Source organism: Sporichthya sp. (genome assembly GCF_013815995.1).
Taxonomy (GTDB): domain Bacteria; phylum Actinomycetota; class Actinomycetes; order Sporichthyales; family Sporichthyaceae; genus Sporichthya.
In genome coordinates this window covers 1-15,694 of sequence record NZ_JACDFE010000093.1, presented here as the reverse complement: position 1 = coordinate 15,694, position 15,694 = coordinate 1, and the positions used below count along the sequence as shown (strand labels likewise).

General features: G+C 71.0%; 13 protein-coding genes. 8 read left to right on the top strand and 5 right to left on the bottom strand.

Translation table 11 applies throughout. From position 1 onward, the window contains the following. From H0X00_RS12000 to treY, 4 genes are all read left to right on the top strand, one after another. Nucleotides 1-311 (top strand): CbiX/SirB N-terminal domain-containing protein (locus H0X00_RS12000; RefSeq protein WP_293770278.1); only part of this gene is annotated, 311 nt, incomplete at its 5' end. A 264-nt stretch (nucleotides 312-575) separates the two neighbouring features. After that, nucleotides 576-1,235: a VIT family protein gene (locus tag H0X00_RS11995; RefSeq protein WP_367186571.1), complete on the top strand. Its 660-nt coding sequence runs from the start codon at nucleotides 576-578 to the stop codon at nucleotides 1,233-1,235. Nucleotides 1,236-1,371: 136 nt separating this feature from the next. Beyond that, the gene (gene glgX / locus H0X00_RS11990; protein ID WP_293770273.1) at nucleotides 1,372-3,474 is read left to right on the top strand and encodes a glycogen debranching protein GlgX; all 2,103 of its coding nucleotides are present in this window, start codon (nucleotides 1,372-1,374) and stop codon (nucleotides 3,472-3,474) included. After that, nucleotides 3,468-5,891, top strand: coding sequence for a malto-oligosyltrehalose synthase (treY, locus tag H0X00_RS11985; RefSeq protein ID WP_293770271.1), 2,424 nt, complete (start codon nucleotides 3,468-3,470; stop codon nucleotides 5,889-5,891). Before glgX ends, treY begins: the two co-directional genes overlap by 7 nt. A 1-nt stretch (nucleotide 5,892) precedes the next feature. Here treY and H0X00_RS11980 read toward each other — a convergent pair whose 3' ends face one another. Continuing rightward, complete coding sequence (locus tag H0X00_RS11980; RefSeq protein WP_293770269.1) at nucleotides 5,893-7,266, bottom strand: S8 family serine peptidase; 1,374 nt, start codon at nucleotides 7,264-7,266, stop codon at nucleotides 5,893-5,895. A gap of 158 nt (nucleotides 7,267-7,424) precedes the next feature. On the opposite strand from H0X00_RS11980, the gene treZ reads away from it, so the two are divergent. Together treZ and H0X00_RS11970 are read left to right on the top strand one after the other, a co-directional pair. After that, nucleotides 7,425-9,164, top strand: a complete 1,740-nt coding sequence (gene treZ / locus H0X00_RS11975; RefSeq protein ID WP_293770266.1) for a malto-oligosyltrehalose trehalohydrolase — start codon at nucleotides 7,425-7,427, stop codon at nucleotides 9,162-9,164. Continuing rightward, nucleotides 9,161-9,904, top strand: coding sequence for a pyrimidine reductase family protein (locus H0X00_RS11970; protein WP_293770263.1), 744 nt, complete (start codon nucleotides 9,161-9,163; stop codon nucleotides 9,902-9,904). Before treZ ends, H0X00_RS11970 begins: the two co-directional genes overlap by 4 nt. Here H0X00_RS11970 and H0X00_RS11965 read toward each other — a convergent pair. Then, nucleotides 9,901-10,974, bottom strand: coding sequence for an ATP-dependent DNA ligase (locus tag H0X00_RS11965; protein ID WP_293770261.1), 1,074 nt, complete (start codon nucleotides 10,972-10,974; stop codon nucleotides 9,901-9,903). The two genes, H0X00_RS11970 and H0X00_RS11965, sit on opposite strands and share 4 nt — an antisense overlap. Before the next feature lie 92 nt (nucleotides 10,975-11,066). Here H0X00_RS11965 and H0X00_RS11960 point away from each other — a divergent pair, with 92 nt between their 5' ends. Then, on the top strand, nucleotides 11,067-12,869 hold the full coding sequence (locus tag H0X00_RS11960; RefSeq protein WP_293770258.1) for a S8 family serine peptidase: 1,803 nt from the start codon (nucleotides 11,067-11,069) through the stop codon (nucleotides 12,867-12,869). 7 nt (nucleotides 12,870-12,876) lie between these two features. Here the strand turns inward: H0X00_RS11960 and H0X00_RS11955 are convergent, their stop codons facing one another. After that, the gene (locus H0X00_RS11955) at nucleotides 12,877-13,929 is read right to left on the bottom strand and encodes a DNA polymerase domain-containing protein (RefSeq protein WP_293770256.1); all 1,053 of its coding nucleotides are present in this window, start codon (nucleotides 13,927-13,929) and stop codon (nucleotides 12,877-12,879) included. 76 nt (nucleotides 13,930-14,005) lie between these two features. Between H0X00_RS11955 and msrB the strand changes: the two genes are divergently transcribed. Further along, nucleotides 14,006-14,410 carry a peptide-methionine (R)-S-oxide reductase MsrB gene (msrB, locus tag H0X00_RS11950; protein ID WP_367186569.1) on the top strand — a complete coding sequence of 135 codons (405 nt, stop codon included), beginning with the start codon at nucleotides 14,006-14,008 and terminating at the stop codon, nucleotides 14,408-14,410. A 58-nt stretch (nucleotides 14,411-14,468) separates the two neighbouring features. On the opposite strand, the gene H0X00_RS11945 is transcribed toward msrB, so the two are convergent. Beyond that, complete coding sequence (locus H0X00_RS11945) at nucleotides 14,469-14,951, bottom strand: hypothetical protein (RefSeq protein ID WP_293770251.1); 483 nt, start codon at nucleotides 14,949-14,951, stop codon at nucleotides 14,469-14,471. Nucleotides 14,952-15,067: 116 nt separating this feature from the next. Continuing rightward, on the bottom strand, nucleotides 15,068-15,694 hold a 627-nt coding region (locus H0X00_RS11940; RefSeq protein WP_293770248.1), incomplete at its 5' end, for a HAMP domain-containing sensor histidine kinase.

Sequence of the window (15,694 nt, the reverse complement as noted above, 5' to 3'; positions counted from 1 at the left end):
AGGCCGCACTGAACCGGCTCGCGCTGCGCTGGCGCCGGCAGCTCGGCGCCGACGTCCGGGTCGTTGACGCCGCTGCGACCGGCGCCTCGGTCGGCGGGACCGTCGAGGCGCTGCAGGCCGCCGGCTGCACCCGCGTCGACGTCGCCGCCTGGTTCCTCGCGCCGGGGTTGCTGCTGGACCGCGCTACTGCCCAAGCCTTCGCCGCCGGCGCGGGCTCCGTCGCCGCTCCCCTGGGCGCCGCCCCCGAGGTCGTCGCCACCGTCCTGCGCCGCTTCGACGCCGTCGCAGTGGGCGCGGCCCGCGTGGCCTAGTCGTCCCACCGAGGCTGAGGCTGCAATTCGTTACGCATGGGCCGAAGTTCTCGACCCAGGAAGCGCCGCCAGTAACGAAATGCAGCTTCAGCCTCGCCTGAGGCTCGGGCGATCGTCGGGGTGCATGAGTCAAGCCAACACCTCCGTCCCCGGCGCGCAGTCTCGCCTTACCCGGGTGCGGCGTGGTCGAGTACGGCCGTGAGCGAGCAGATCCCGGCCGAGCATGCCGGCGAGGCGCACCCTGGCGGCACCTCCGGCAACCGGATGAACCGGCTGCGCGCCGCGGTGCTCGGGGCCAACGACGGAATCGTCTCCGAGGCCGGTTTGGTCGTCGGGGTGGCCGGGGCGACCACCGACCGCGCGACCCTGCTCACGGCCGGGCTGGCCGGCCTGGTCGCGGGGGCGGTGTCGATGTCGCTGGGCGAGTACGTCTCGGTCAGCTCCCAACGCGATGCCGAGCGGGAGTTGCTGGCCAAGGAGCGCCGCGAGCTCGCCGAGGAACCCGAGGCCGAGCTGGAGGAGCTGGCCGAGCTGTACGAGCAGAAGGGCCTGCGCCCGGAGACGGCGCGCCAGGTCGCCGAGGAGCTCAGCGCGGTCGACGCGCTCGGTGCGCACGCCGAGACCGAGCTGCACATCGACCCGGACGACCTGGTGAATCCGCTCACAGCCGGGACCGCGTCAGCCATCGCCTTCGTGCTCGGCGCGCTGCTGCCCCTGCTGGCGATCACGCTGCCGCCGACGGACGCCCGGGTCCTGATTGCGGTCCTGGTCACGTTGCTGGCGCTGAGTCTGACGGGCTGGCTGTCGGCGAAGGCCGGGGGCGGGAGCCAGCGGCGCGCCGTGGCCCGGGTCTTGATCGGGGGCGGGATCGCGCTTGCCATCACCTACGCGATCGGAAATCTCACCGGAGCAGCGGTCAACTAGCTGGAAGTAGCCGGGATAACAGCTGTGGAATCCGGGGTAGGTGCCCCGCGTGCGACAGGATGGCGGGCCAGAGGACACCTCCCAGGCCGACGCGGCGCGGCGCGGGAGCGTCACAGACCGGAAAGGCCGCAACCCCATGGAAGAGCTGGAAGCCGTTTGGCCGGGCCGGGCCTATCCCCTGGGTGCCACCTACGACGGGACGGGCACCAACTTCGCGATCTTCTCCGAAGTGGCGGAGAAGGTAGAGCTGTGCCTCTACGACGAGCGCAGCCGGGAGCAGCGCGTCGTGCTGCCGGAGGTCGACGCATTCGTCTGGCACGGCTACCTGCCCGGGATCGAACCCGGTCAGCGCTACGGCTACCGCGTGCACGGTCCGCACAACCCGTCCCGCGGGCAGCGCTGCAATCCCAACAAGCTGCTGGTCGACCCCTACGCCAGGGCGGTCGACGGGGAGATCATCTGGAACGAAGCGCTCTACGGATACCGCTTCAACGCCCCCAACCAACGCAACAACACCAACTCGGCGAAGTACACCGCGTTCTCGGTGGTTGCCAATCCCTACTTCGACTGGGGCGACGACCGGCACCCACGCACCCCGTACCACGAGACGGTGATCTACGAGGCCCATGTCAAGGGCCTGACGGCGACCCACCCGGAGATTCCGCGATCGATTCGCGGGACCTACGCCGGGCTCGGGCACCCGGTGATGATCGATCACCTCCGCAGCCTCGGCGTCACCGCCGTCGAGCTCATGCCGGTGCACCAGTTCGTGCACGACCACACGCTGGAGCAGAAGGGCCTGCGCAACTACTGGGGTTACAACTCGCTCGCCTTCTTCGCCCCGCACAACGGCTACGCCTCCCGCGGGACCGACGGCCAGCAGGTCCAGGAGTTCCGGGCGATGGTCAAGTCGCTGCACCGGGCCGGCATCGAGGTCATCCTCGACGTGGTCTACAACCACACCGCGGAAGGCAACCATCTGGGCCCGACGCTGGCCTACCGCGGGCTGGACAACGCCGCCTACTACCGGCTGGGCGAGGATGCCCGGTACTACTACGACACCACCGGCACCGGGAACACCCTGCTCATGCGCAGTCCGCACGTGCTGCAGATGATCATGGACTCGCTGCGCTACTGGATCACCGAGATGCACGTGGATGGCTTCCGCTTCGACCTGGCTGCCACCCTGGCGCGGCAGTTCCACGAGGTCGACCGGCTCTCCGCCTTCTTCGACCTGTGCCAGCAGGACCCGATCGTCTCGCAGGCCAAACTCATCGCCGAGCCGTGGGACCTCGGCGAGGGCGGTTACCAGGTCGGCAACTTCCCGCCGCTGTGGACCGAGTGGAACGGCGAGTACCGCGACAAGGTCCGCGACTTCTGGCGCGGTGAACCGCACAACGTCGCCGAATTCGCCTCCCGGCTGACCGGCTCCTCGGACCTCTACCAGAGCGACGGACGCCGGCCCTGGGCCAGCATCAACTTCGTGACCGCGCACGACGGCTTCACCTTGCACGACCTGGTCTCCTACAACGACAAGCACAACGACGCGAACGGGGAGAACGGCAACGACGGGGAGAGTCACAACCGGTCCTGGAACTGCGGGGCCGAGGGGGAAACGGCCGACCCGGCCGTGCTCGCTCTGAGGGCACGTCAGCAACGGAACTTCATCGCCACCCTGTTCCTGTCCCAGGGGGTGCCGATGCTGTTGCACGGGGACGAGCTCGGCCGCACTCAGCGTGGAAACAACAATGCGTACTGCCAGGACAATGAGATCTCCTGGGTGAACTGGGGCGTGATCGACACCGACCTGCTCGCCTTCACCCGCTCCGTTGCCCAGCTGCGCTCCGAGCACCCGGTGTTCCGTCGCCGCCGATTCTTCTCCGGTCGTGACCAGGGCGACACCATCGGCGACATCGCCTGGTTCACCCCCGATGCGGCCTACATGACCGACCAGGACTGGTCGGCAGGCTTCGCCAAATCCCTCGCGGTGTTCCTCAACGGATCGGCGATCACCGAACTCGGTGCGCGCGGCGACCGCGTGGTCGACGACAGCTTCTACCTGCTGTTCAACGCTCACCACGGCGAACTCGACTTCACCATGCCGTCCGAGACCTACGGCGAGGCGTGGGAAGCCCTGCTGGACACCGCGGAACCCGACGTCGGCGGGCGCAAACCCTACCGGGCCGGGGAGCAGGTCCCGATGCTGGATCGCTCGATGATGGTGCTCCGTCGATGCTGATGCCGGGCCTGATCAGCTCCACCTACCGTCTGCAACTCAGCTCGGCCTTCACCTTCACCGACGCCGCCCGCGCGGTTCCGCACATCGCCTCGCTCGGGGTCAGCCACCTGTACCTCTCCCCGATCCTGCAGGCCACCCCCGGGTCCACCCACGGCTACGACGTGGTCGACCACACCCGCCTGGCCGACGACCTGGGCGGCCGGGACGGCTTCACCATCCTCAGCGCAGCCGCCCGCGTTGCCGGCCTGGGCATTGTGGTGGACGTCGTGCCCAACCACATGGCGTTGCCGACCCCGGCGACCCTCAACGTGCCGCTGTGGTCGGTGCTGCGCGACGGACCCGGCTCGCCCTACGCCCGTTGGTTCGACGTGGACTGGACGGTGCCGGACCGGGCCATGCTGATGCCGCTGCTCGGCCGCCGGATCGGTGAGTGCCTGAGCGACGGGGAGATCCGCGTCGACCGCTCCGGGCCTGAGCCGTTGGTGCGCTACTTCGACCACGTCCTGCCCGTCCGGCCGGGTACCGAGGCTCTCGAGCTCGACGCCCTGCTGGACCGGCAGTGGTACCGGCTCGCGTACTGGCGGGTCGCCGACGAGGAACTGAACTACCGGCGGTTCTTCGACATCGACACCCTGGCCGCATTGCGGGTCGAGAACGACGAGGTCTTCGTCGAGTCCCACCGCCTTCTCGCCGAGCTGGTCCGGGACGGGCTGGTGCAGGGCCTGCGGATCGACCACCCCGACGGTTTGGCCGACCCGCACGGCTATCTGACGCGTCTTCAGGACCTCACCGGCGGCTGCTGGGTGGTGGTCGAGAAGATCCTCGAGGCCGAGGAGGAGCTCCCCACGGACTGGGCGTGCGCCGGCACCACCGGCTACGACGCCCTCCTGCGCGCCGGCGGAGTGTTCGCCGACCCGGTAGCGGGCGCGACCCTGTCCGAGGTCTGGACCCGTCTGGTGCACGGCGAGGACTCCCCCGAGCCGCCCCCGGACTACCCCGCGGTCGTCGAGGCCGCCAAGCGCGAAGTACTGACCGGGAGTCTCTACGCCGAGGTGGTGCGCCTCACCGGGCTGCTGGCGAGCATCTGCCACGACGACATCCATCTGCGCGATCACACCCCGCGCGGGCTGGAGGAGTCCCTGGTCGAACTGATGGTGGCCTTCCCGGTGTACCGCGCCTACGTCCACCCGGGGGAGCCGGCCCCGGTGGCATCGGTGGCGGTGCTGGACGAGGCCACCGCCCGCGCCCTGGAACGACTGCCCGAGGAACGTCACGCCACCGTGGAACTGGTGCGCGACCTGGCCCTCGGCCGGCACGGGCGCGACACCCGGCTCGATGAGTTCGTGGTCCGCTTCCAACAGACCACCGGCCCGGTGATGGCCAAGGGCGTGGAGGACACCGCGTTCTACCGCTGGTTCCCGCTCGGCTTCGCCAACGAGGTCGGCGGCCTGCCGGACCGGGTCGGCGTGACGCCGGCGGAATTCCACGCGTTCTGCGCGAACCGCCAGGCCGCTTGGCCGATGGCGATGACGACGCTGTCCACCCATGACACCAAGCGGGGTGAGGACGTCCGGGCGCGCCTGACCGTGCTCACCGAAATTCCCGAGGAATGGGGTCGCGTCCTCACCGCGTGGCGCGCGATCGCCGTCGCCTACCGTTCACCGGACGGTTTCCCCGAGCCGGCGACGGACTACCTGATCTGGCAGACCCTCGTCGGCGCCTGGCCGTTGTCCGCGGAACGGCTGGCCGACTACGTCGAAAAGGCGACCCGCGAGGCGAAGCAACACACCACCTGGACCACGCCCGACCCGGCCTACGACGCCGGGTTGCGGGCCTTCGTCGAGGGCGTCTGTGCGGATGAGAACCTGCGCGCGGCCATCGAGGCGTTCGTCGGGACGATCGCCCCGCACGCTCGGGCCATCGCCCTCGGTCAGAAGCTCGTCCAGCTAACGATGCCCGGCGTCCCCGACGTCTACCAGGGCACCGAGTTCGAGACGCTCACCCTGGTCGACCCCGACAACCGCCGTCAGGTCGACTACGACGCTCGGCGCGCGGCGCTCTCGGCGCTGGACGGCGGAGCCGCCCCGAAGAGCCTTGACGAGGAGAAGGCGCTCGTCACCTCCCGCGCGCTCCGACTACGCCGGGAGCACCCCGAGTGGTTCGGCCCGGAGGCGACCTACACCCCCCTGGAGACCTCCGAGCACGTCGTCGGCTTCCTCCGCTCGGAGAAGGTGATGACGCTGGCCAGCCGGCTCACCGTGTCGCTCGAGCGGCAAGGCGGCTTCGGTGATACGGCCTTGAGCCTGCCGCCGGGCACCTGGACCGATGTCCTGACAGGGCGTCAGCGCAGCGGGATCGTGCGCTACGCCGATCTGTTGGCCGAGCTGCCCGTCGCGCTCCTCGTGGCGTCCGGCTAGGTCAGAAGCCGGCGACGTCGAGCAGCGGGTCGGGGCTGGAGTCCGGGTCGGTGCTGCTGACCCAGTCCTTGCTGCCGGCCGCGATCAGCGCGGCGCGGACCTGCGCGGGGGTCGCCGCCGGGTGCGAGGCCAGGTAGAGCGCCGCAGCGCCGGCCGCGTGCGCGGCCGCCTGCGAGGTACCGGTCAGTTCGGCGTAGCCACCGCGCATCCAGGTCGAGGTGATGCACACCCCCGGTGCCACCAGGTCCACGTCCGGCCCGAAGTTGGAGAACGAGGCGAACTCGTCGTCGGTGCCCGGGCAGGTCAGCGGGGCCGGGTTGACGCCCAGGCCGCCGGGCTTACCGTCGAAGTCGGCCAGCGCGGAGACCGTGATGACCTCGGAGTAGGAGGCCGGGCTGTACTCCTCGGAGTCCTCACCGGCGTTGCCCGCGGCCACCGTGTAGGTGACCCCGGCCGCCACCGAGCTGCAGATCGCCTCGTGCAGCGCGCCGTCCTGGCACCCGAGGTCGGGGTCCAGCCCGCTCAGGCTCATGTTGGCCACGTCGATCTCGTCGGCGTGGGCGGTGACCCATTCGATGCCGCAGATCAGCGTGCTCAGGCTGCCGTTGCCGCGGCCGTCGAGCACCCGGACCGCCCACAGCCGGGCGCCGGGGGCGACTCCGGCCACTCCGATCCCGTTGTCCCGGGCCGCGGCGATCCCGGCGATGTGGGTGCCGTGCCCGCGGGTGTCGTCGTAATCCTCGGGGTCGGTCAGCCGTTCGGGTTCCGGCGAGGGTTGCGGGTCGGCCCCGACCGAGGCCTGCTGCGCGAGCGGCCCGCCGAACAGGCCGGAGGTGACGCAGTCCGTGCCGCCGACCACGTTGAGATCGGGGTGGTCGATGTCGATACCGGTGTCCAGCACCGCGATGTCGGCGTCGACGGCGCCGGCGCCGTCCCCGACCTTGGTGTCGCTGAGCCGGGCACCGACCCGGGCGATGCCGGGCGGGGTCTCCTGGTCGGTGGCCTTGATCTGACGGTCGAGGGTGACCGCACGCACCCGCGGGTCCGCGGCGACCTTGCGCGCCACCTTCGCCGTCATCCGCGCCGAGTAGCCCCGCAGCGCCTTGCTGAAGAGCCGGTCGATCTGGGCACCCAACTCGGAGTGCTCGACCGCCACCGCGGCGGGCTCACCGCGGGCGAGGGTGACCAGGTAGGAGTCCGGGATCACCGAGCCGGGGCCGTCCGCCACCCCCGGCATCTTCGCGCTCGCTGCCGCCGCTCTGGCGTCCTCCCCCGAGGAAGGCGCGGCCTGTAGAGATAACGCCGCCAGCACGACGGCGAGCGCGCCGCCCGCGAGGCCGGCGAAGCGACCGCGTCGCGTTGCAGAGGGCGCCACCGGTCCGGTCTCTCCCGTTGCCGCTCATCGATCAAGCCGGACAAAAGCGCACGATCGTGCCGATCCGGACGATTATCCCCACAGCTGGGCTCTCGATGTGGCCGAATCGACCTGGTGGCGCCGGTTTGATGACCCGCCTTTGCTGACACTGTCCAGATATGAAGGGCTTCGAGGTCTGGGCGCCGGGGGCGGAATCTGTCGCCCTGGAGACGGCGGGACGCACCCACGCCATGAGCCGCGATGCCGACGGCTGGTGGACCGCCGCCGACGTCCCGGCCGAGCACGGGGCCGACTACGGCTACCTGGTGGACGGCGAAGGGCCCTTTCCCGACCCGCGCTCGCGTCACCAGCCGGACGGCGTGCACGGCCTGAGCCGCGTCGTCGAGCACTCCCGATTCCCCTGGACCGACGGGGCCTGGCCCGGCCGGGCCCTGCCCGGGTCGGTGACCTACGAACTGCACGTCGGCACCTTCACCTCAGCGCGGACCTTCGACGCGGCGATCGAGCGCCTGGACCATCTCGTCGAACTCGGCGTCGACCTGGTCGAGGTCATGCCGGTAGCCGCCTTCCCCGGCCGGCACGGTTGGGGTTACGACGGCGTGGCGCTCTACGCGGTGCACGAGCCCTACGGCGGGCCGGACGGGCTCAAGCGCTTCGTCGACGCCTGCCACGCCCGGGGCCTCGGCGTTGTGCTGGACGTGGTCTACAACCACCTCGGACCGAGCGGAAACTACCTGTCCGCTTTCGGGCCGTACTTCACCCACAAGCACCACACGCCGTGGGGCGCCGCGGTCAACCTCGACGACGCCGACAGCGACGAGGTGCGGCGCTTCATCATCGACTCCGCGCTGGGCTGGCTGCGTGACTACCACGTCGACGGCCTGCGTCTGGACGCCGTGCACGCCCTGGCGGACGACCGGGCGGTCCATCTGCTGACGGAGCTTCAGATCGCGGTGGAGGAGCTCGCCGCGCAGGTCGGGCGACCGCTGTTCCTGGTGGCGGAATCCGACCGCAACGACCCGCTCACGGTGACCCCGCGCGAGCGCGGCGGGAACGGACTGGCCGCGCAATGGGCCGACGACATCCACCACGCGCTGCACTCGCTGCTGTCCGGCGAACGTCAGGGCTACTACGTCGACTTCGGTTCCTACGAGTGCCTGGCCACGACGTTGACCGGCGCTTTCTTCCACGCCGGCACCTATTCGACGTTCCGGGGCCGCACCCACGGCGCGCCGGTGGACCGGGCGCGCACCCCGGGCCACGCCTTCGTCACCTACCTGCAGAACCACGACCAGGTCGGCAACCGCGCGACCGGGGACCGCCTCTCGGCGTCGGTCTCGCCCGGCCGGATGACGGTCGGGGCGGCGCTGGTGCTGTGCTCGGCGTTCTCCCCGATGCTCTTCATGGGTGAGGAGTGGGCGGCGGCCACGCCGTGGCAGTACTTCACCGATCACACCGAACCCGAACTCGCCGACGCGGTCCGAGAAGGCCGGCGCGAGGAGTTCGCGAGCCACGGCTGGGACCGCGGCGACATCCCCGACCCGCAGGACACCGCCACCGTCGAGACGTCCACCCTGGACTGGGCGGAGCCGGCGAAGGACCCGCACGCGACGATGCTGCGCTGGTACCGCGACCTGATCGCGCTGCGGCGGGCCTACCCGGATCTGACGGACCCTCGGCTGGACGCGGTGCGGGTGGAGTTCGACGCCGACGCGCAGTGGGTGGTGATGCACCGTGGCGGCTTGCGGGTGGTGGCGAACCTCGCGGTCGCCGCGCAGCCGGTGCCACTGGACTCCCCCGCGACCGGCGTCCTGCTCGCCTCCGACACCGCCGAGCCGCACGGCGCTGCCGTGCTGCTGGCCGCGGAGTCCGCGGCCATCGTTACGGTGACGTCGTGATCAGAGGTGTCTCCGCCGGCCCCGAGCTCGACGTCGACGCCCTCGCCGCCGCGTACGCCTACCCCGACGAACTGCCGCGCGGGCGCTGGCTGCGGGCGAACATGGTCGGCACCACCGACGGGGCGGCCATGGGCGGCAGCGGCGTCACCCGGCAGATCTCCAACGAGAACGACCTCGGCCTGCTCCTGCTGCTACGCGCCCTAGCCGACGTGGTGCTGGTCGGACCGCGCACCGTCCGCGCCGAGAAGTACGGGCCGGCGCGGATCCGGGCGGATCACGCCGCGATCCGCGGCGACCGGCCACCGCCGCCGATCGCGGTGATGACCTCCAGCCTGGACCTGGACTTCGACTGGCCGCTGTTCACCGAGGCTGCAGTGCCCACCATGGTCTTCACCTCCGAGTCCGCGCCTGCCGATGCCTTCGCCGCCGCGAGCAAGGTTGCCGACGTCGTGGTGGTCGGCGAGGACAAGGTGGACCTGGCCGCTGTGATCGACGCCCTGGTCGAGCGCGGCCACACCCGGCTGCTGACCGAGGGCGGCCCCGGCATCCTGGCCAACATCGCGGCCGAGGGCCTGCTCGACGAACTGTGCCTGGCGTTGAGCCCGGTGCTGTCCGGCGGCCGGGCCGGACGCATCATGCGCGGCCCGGACATCGACGGCGGGCTGCCGCTGCACCTGGCGCACACCCTGACCGACGACGACGGCTTCCTGTTCCTGCGCTACGTGGTCGACAACGCTTAGACCCGTCCCGCGAACACTTCGTCCAGGTCGAACGAGACCGGCTCCTCGAGCTGGGCGTAGGTGCAGGACTCGGGTTCGCGGTCGGGGCGCCAGCGCACGAACTGCGCGGTGTGCCGGAAGCGAACGCCCTCCATGTGGTCGTACTTGACCTCGACCACGAGTTCCGGGCGCATCGGGGTGAAGGACAGGTCCTTCTTGGCGTTCCACCGGCTGCCCGCGGCCGCCTCGGGAGTCCGCGTCCCGACCTCGGTCTCGGCCCACGCCCACGGGTGGCCCTCGAAGTCACAGACCATCGGCTGCAGCTCGGTGAACAGCTCCTTGCGCCTGGCCATCGGGAAGGCCCCGATCACTCCGACGCTCGCGAGGCTGCCGTCCTCGGCGTACAGCCCGAGTAGCAGCGAGCCGACCGCGTCCGGCCCGGACTTGTGCACCCGGTAGCCGGCGATCACGCAGTCCGCGGTGCGCTCGTGCTTGATCTTGAACATCGTGCGCTTGTCCTGCTGGTAGGCACCGCCGCGCGGCTTGGCCATCACCCCGTCCAGCCCGGCGCCCTCGAACTGGGTGAACCACTGCGTGGCCTCGGCCGGGTCCGCGGTGGACGGTGTGAGGTGCAGCGGGGCCTTCACCCCGGCCAGTGCCTCCTCCAGCTCCGCGCGTCGCTCGGAGAACGGGCGATCGGTGAAGTCGGTGTCGCCGAGGGCGAGCAGGTCGAAGGCGACGAAGCGGGCGGGGGTCGTCTCGGCCAGCATGTTGACCCGGCTCGCCGCCGGGTGCACCCGCTGCAGCAGGGCCTCGAAGTCCAGCCGGACCCCGGCCTCGTCCGGGATGACGATCTCCCCGTCGATCACGCACCGCTCGGGTAGGCCGGCGCGGAACGCGGAAACCATTTCCGGGAAGTACCTGGACATCGGCTTGGTGCTGCGACTGCCGATCTCGATCTCGTCGCCGTCCTTGAAGATGACGCTGCGGAACCCGTCCCACTTGGGTTCGTAGAGGTAGTCCCCGGTCGGGATCTCGGGCACCGATTTGGCGAGCATCGGCTTGACCGGCGGGTTCACAGGCAGGTCCATGTCGCGATCCTTGCACCTGCCGGGGACAGGCCGGGACATACTGGACGGCGGGGGCAATCCCCGCGTTATCCGCACCTCCGGGAGGGCCAGGCGTGCAGCGGTTCAGCGTGATGGGGGCGCTCGGCGTGGCCGGGCTGGCCGCAGCGACGGCGGCGGCCCTGCTCCCGATCGGCGCCGACGCGCGCGCGGACGCCACCGGCGCCCCGGTCGAGTACGTGGCGCTGTTCGCCGGGACCGGCGCCAAGGCGCAAGCCAGGGCCCAGTCGGCCATCGCCTCCGCCGGCGGGCAGATCGTCAGCCAGAACGCCGCCATCGGCACCGCGTTGGTCCGCTCGGACCGCACCGAGTTCGCCACCCTGGTCCGGCGTTCCGGCGCCGTGCTCGGTGCCGTGCCCAACCGCTCGATCGGGCACGCGCCGGACCTGGTCCGCACGCGCGACGTCGTCGAGCGCCTGTCCCCCGCCGACCGCGCGGCCGCGATCAAGAGGTTCCGCGCCGCCGCCACCGAGTCCGCCGCGGCCGTCAGCGGCGCCGAGCCCCTGGCCGACCTGCAGTGGGACATGCAGATGATCGGCGCCACCGCGACCGGGTCCTACGCCACCGAGCGCGGTGACAACCGGGTCAGGGTCGGGATCATGGACACCGGCGTCGACGGCTCGCACCCGGATCTCGCGCCGAACTTCGACCCCCGGCTCTCGAAGAACTTCACCACCGACATCCCCGACGCCGACGGCCCGTGTGAAGTGACGACGTGTCAGGATCCGGCCGACGTCGACGACAACGGTCACGGCACCCACGTCGCCGGCATCATCGGCGCAGCGATCAACGGCATCGGCATGGCCGGGGTCGCGCCGGAGGTCACGCTGGTCAATGTCCGGGCCGGGCAGGACTCCGGGTTCTTCTTCCTGCAGTCGGTGGTCGACGCCCTGACCTACTCCGCCGACATCGGGCTCGACGTGGTCAACATGAGCTTCTACGTCGACCCGTGGCTCTACAACTGCGCCGCCAACGCCGCCGACTCTCCTGAGGAGCAGTCCGCGCAGCGGGCCACGGTGGAGGCCGTGCAGCGGGCCATCGACTACGCGCGCGGGCACGGGGTCACCCTGGTCGGTGCCCTCGGCAACGAGAGCACCGACCTCGGCCACCCGGCCACCGACGACGCCAGCCCGAACTACCCCGAGGGCAACGCCCACGAGCGAACCGTCGACAACACCTGCCTGACCGTCCCGGCCGAGACCACCGGCGTGGTCTCGGTGGCCGCGCTCGGCCCGTCGGGTCGCAAGGCGTACTACTCCAACTACGGCATCGAGCAGAACGACGTGTCCGCCCCCGGTGGCGACGCCTTCGACACTGCGGACTTCACCGTCGACCCCAAGGCCCAGGTGCTCTCGGCCTACCCCGAGGCGCTGGCCCGGCTCAGCGGTGACATCGACGCTGCGGGCGAACCGACCTCCCCGTTCACGGTCAAGGACTGCCTGCTCGACGTCTGCGGGTACTACCAGTACCTGCAAGGCACCTCGATGGCCGCGCCGCACGCCGCCGGCGTCGCCGCGCTGGTGGTCAGCAAGCTCGGCTACCCGCAGGGCGGCGGTTTCGGCCTCGACGCGGCGCTCACCGAGGCGGCGTTGTTCAGCACCGCGACCCAGCGCCCCTGCCCGACGCCGGCGGAGTACGCCTACACCGTCAACGGCTCGAGCGGCACCCGGCAGTTCACCCACACCTGTGAGTCCGGGACGGCGAGCAACGGCTTCTACGGCCGCGGAATCGTCAGCGCTTCCTCCGTCGCCGCGCTGCCGGCCCTCGCCGATCTGACGGCCCCTCCGAAGCCGCCGGTGGAGACCGCGCCGACCCCCGCCCCCGAAGACCCGACCGCGCCCCCGCCCCTCGGCGGCTGACCGACTTCTACTCGGCGGGGTCCTTCTTGGCCCGACTGGGCTGGACCCGCTTCGGCTCGCCCTTCATCTTCGGGTACTCCGGCGGGTAGGGCATGTCCTCCAGCCCCTTGGCCTCGTCGCGCTCGTACCACTCCAGCAACGGCGTCAGATCGTGCGCGACGTCGTCGATCGCGGCATGGAGGTCGCCGAGTTCGGCGAAGCGGGCCGGCATCGTGCGGACCGTGAAGTCGGCCGGGTTGACGTCGGAGAGTTCGTCCCAGGTGACCGGCGCCGAGACGGGCGCGTGGGCGAAGGGACGGATCGAGTAAGCGGAAGCGATCGTGCGGTCGCGGGCGTTCTGGTTGTAGTCGACGAAGATCGTCTCCCCGCGCTCCTCCTTCCACCACTTGGTGGTGACCTGGCCCGGCATCCGCCGCTCCAACTCGCGACCGAAGGCGATCGCGGCGTGCCGCATATCGGTGAAGGTCCAGCGCGGCTCGATCCGCACGTACATGTGCACCCCGCGCCCGCCAGAGGTCTTCGGGAACGCGGCCCAGCCGAGCTCGTCGAAGAGCACCCGCGCCTGACCGGCGACGGCGATGACGTCCTGGAAATCGGTGCCCGGCTGCGGGTCCAGGTCGATGCGCAGCTCGTCGGGGTGGTCGACGTCGAAGCGCCGGACCGGCCACGGATGGAAGGTGATGGTTCCGAGGTTGGCGCAGTAGGCGATGGTGGCCGCCTCGGTCGGGCAGATCTCGTCCGCGGTGCGCCCGGAAGGAAAAGCGATCTCCGCGGTGACGACCCAGTCGGGAGCGCCCTGCGGCACCCGCTTCTGGTAGAACGCGTCGCCTCTCGGGTCGGCGCGGGTGGCCCGCTTGGCCCCCTCGAACACCCCGCCCGGCCAGCGTTCCAACGTGGTCGGCCGGTCCCCCAGCGCCCGTAGGATCCCGTCCGCGACCGAGAGGTAGTACTCAACCATCTCCCGTTTGGTGATTCCGACCGCGGCGAAGTAGACCTTGTCGGGGTTGCTGACCTTGACCGTCCGCTCCCCGACCTGGAGCTCCACGAAGGGCGATGCCATGCTCCGCACGTTACGTCAGGCCCTCGTAAGGTTCCGCCGGGAAACACCGGAGCGGCGCGCGCGGTTGGATGGTGACATGACGACTTATCCCGTGAGCAAAACCGAGGCCGAGTGGAAAGAGCAGCTCAGCCCCGAGGAGTACCACGTCCTGCGCCAGGCCGGCACCGAGCGACCCGGCACCGGTGAGTACCTGGACACCAAGACCGTCGGCGTCTACAACTGCCGCGCTTGCAAAGCCGAGCTGTTCCGGTCCGAGACCAAGTTCGACTCGCACTGCGGCTGGCCGTCGTTCTACGACCCTGCCGACTCGGACGCCGTCGAGGAGATCGAGGACAACGCCCTCGGCATGCGCCGCGTCGAGGTGCGCTGCAAGAACTGCGGCGGCCACCTCGGCCACGTCTTCCCCGACGGGCACGGCCAGCCGACCGGCCTGCGCTACTGCATCAACTCCCTGTCGATCACACTGGAGCCGACGGCGTAGACCGACTCCGGGGTGGCGGGCAGTCCGAGCGGCAGCCCGCCACGCCTCGGAGCAAGGGTCAGCTCTTGTCGCGGACCACCTTCGCGGTCCCTTCGTTGCCGCTGCCCGTGCCGGCCACGCCCACGGTGTCGCCGACGGTCAGGTCGGCCAGGTCACCGCTGCGTCGCTCCGACCGCACGCGGGTGGCGTCGGTCAGGGTCCAGGTGGCGACGAACCCGTCCGCGCTGCGCAGGGTCATGGAATCCGGGTCGACGGCGGTGATCGCGCCGCGCTGGACCAGCACCGAGCGGTATTCCCCGGTGCGGGTCTTCACCGTCGCCTCGCCGTGCTGCACCCGCGGGCCGAACTTGGCCGCGGCCGACTTCTCGGTGGCCGTCTTGCCCGGCGCGCCCTCGGAGTCGCCGGCGGCCGCGACCGCCGCCCCACCGGCCAGGGCCACCGCCAGGACACCAGCGACCGCCCAACCCGAGGAGGCGCCCAGTCCGCGGCCGACCCGGGCGGTGGATCCGGCCCGGCGCAGAACGATGTGCGGAACCTTCATCGGAACCCCCTCGCATAGCGGGCGCCCCGTCGGCGCCCCGCTGTGCCTCCACGATGGAGCTGATCGATGAAGGCGACGTGGGGGTTGTGTACGGGTCGTGTAAGGACCGCCGCCGCTCAGCGCAAGGCGATCGGGAACGCAACCTCGAAGACGGCGCCCCCCTCCGCGGCGTGTCCGGCCGCGACACTGCCGCCCATGCGGCACACCAGCTCGTCGATCAGCGCCAGCCCGATGCCAGTGCCCACGCGGCGCTCGCCCCGGTACCGGTCCGCCAGGGCCGAACGGTCGAAGGCGACCGCGATGTCGGCGTCGGTGAGCCCCGGGCCCGAGTCGCGCACCGCGAGCACCACCCGCCCGTCCTCCACCCGCAGCGCGAGAACCAGGACCCCGCTCGACGCGAGCATCCGCAGGGCGTTTTCCGCCAGCCCGTCGAGTACCTGGCGGACGCGGGCGGCGTCCGCCCGCACCATCGGCGCCGGACCGGCCGGCTCCTCGACCTGGAGCGCGACACCGGCCGACGCACACCGGTCCCGCCAGACGACAGCCGCGGCCCGCAGCACCTCCCGGAGGTCCACCTCGTCGACCGCAATCCGGAACTCGTCCGCGCCGAGGCGAGCCAGCTCGAGCAGGTCGTCGACCAGGCGGGTCAGCCGCTCCGCCTCCCCGAGCAGCGTGGCGCCGGTGGCCGCGCTCCGGTCGGCGGGCACGACGCCGTCCGCGAGTGCCTCGGCGTACCCGCGGAC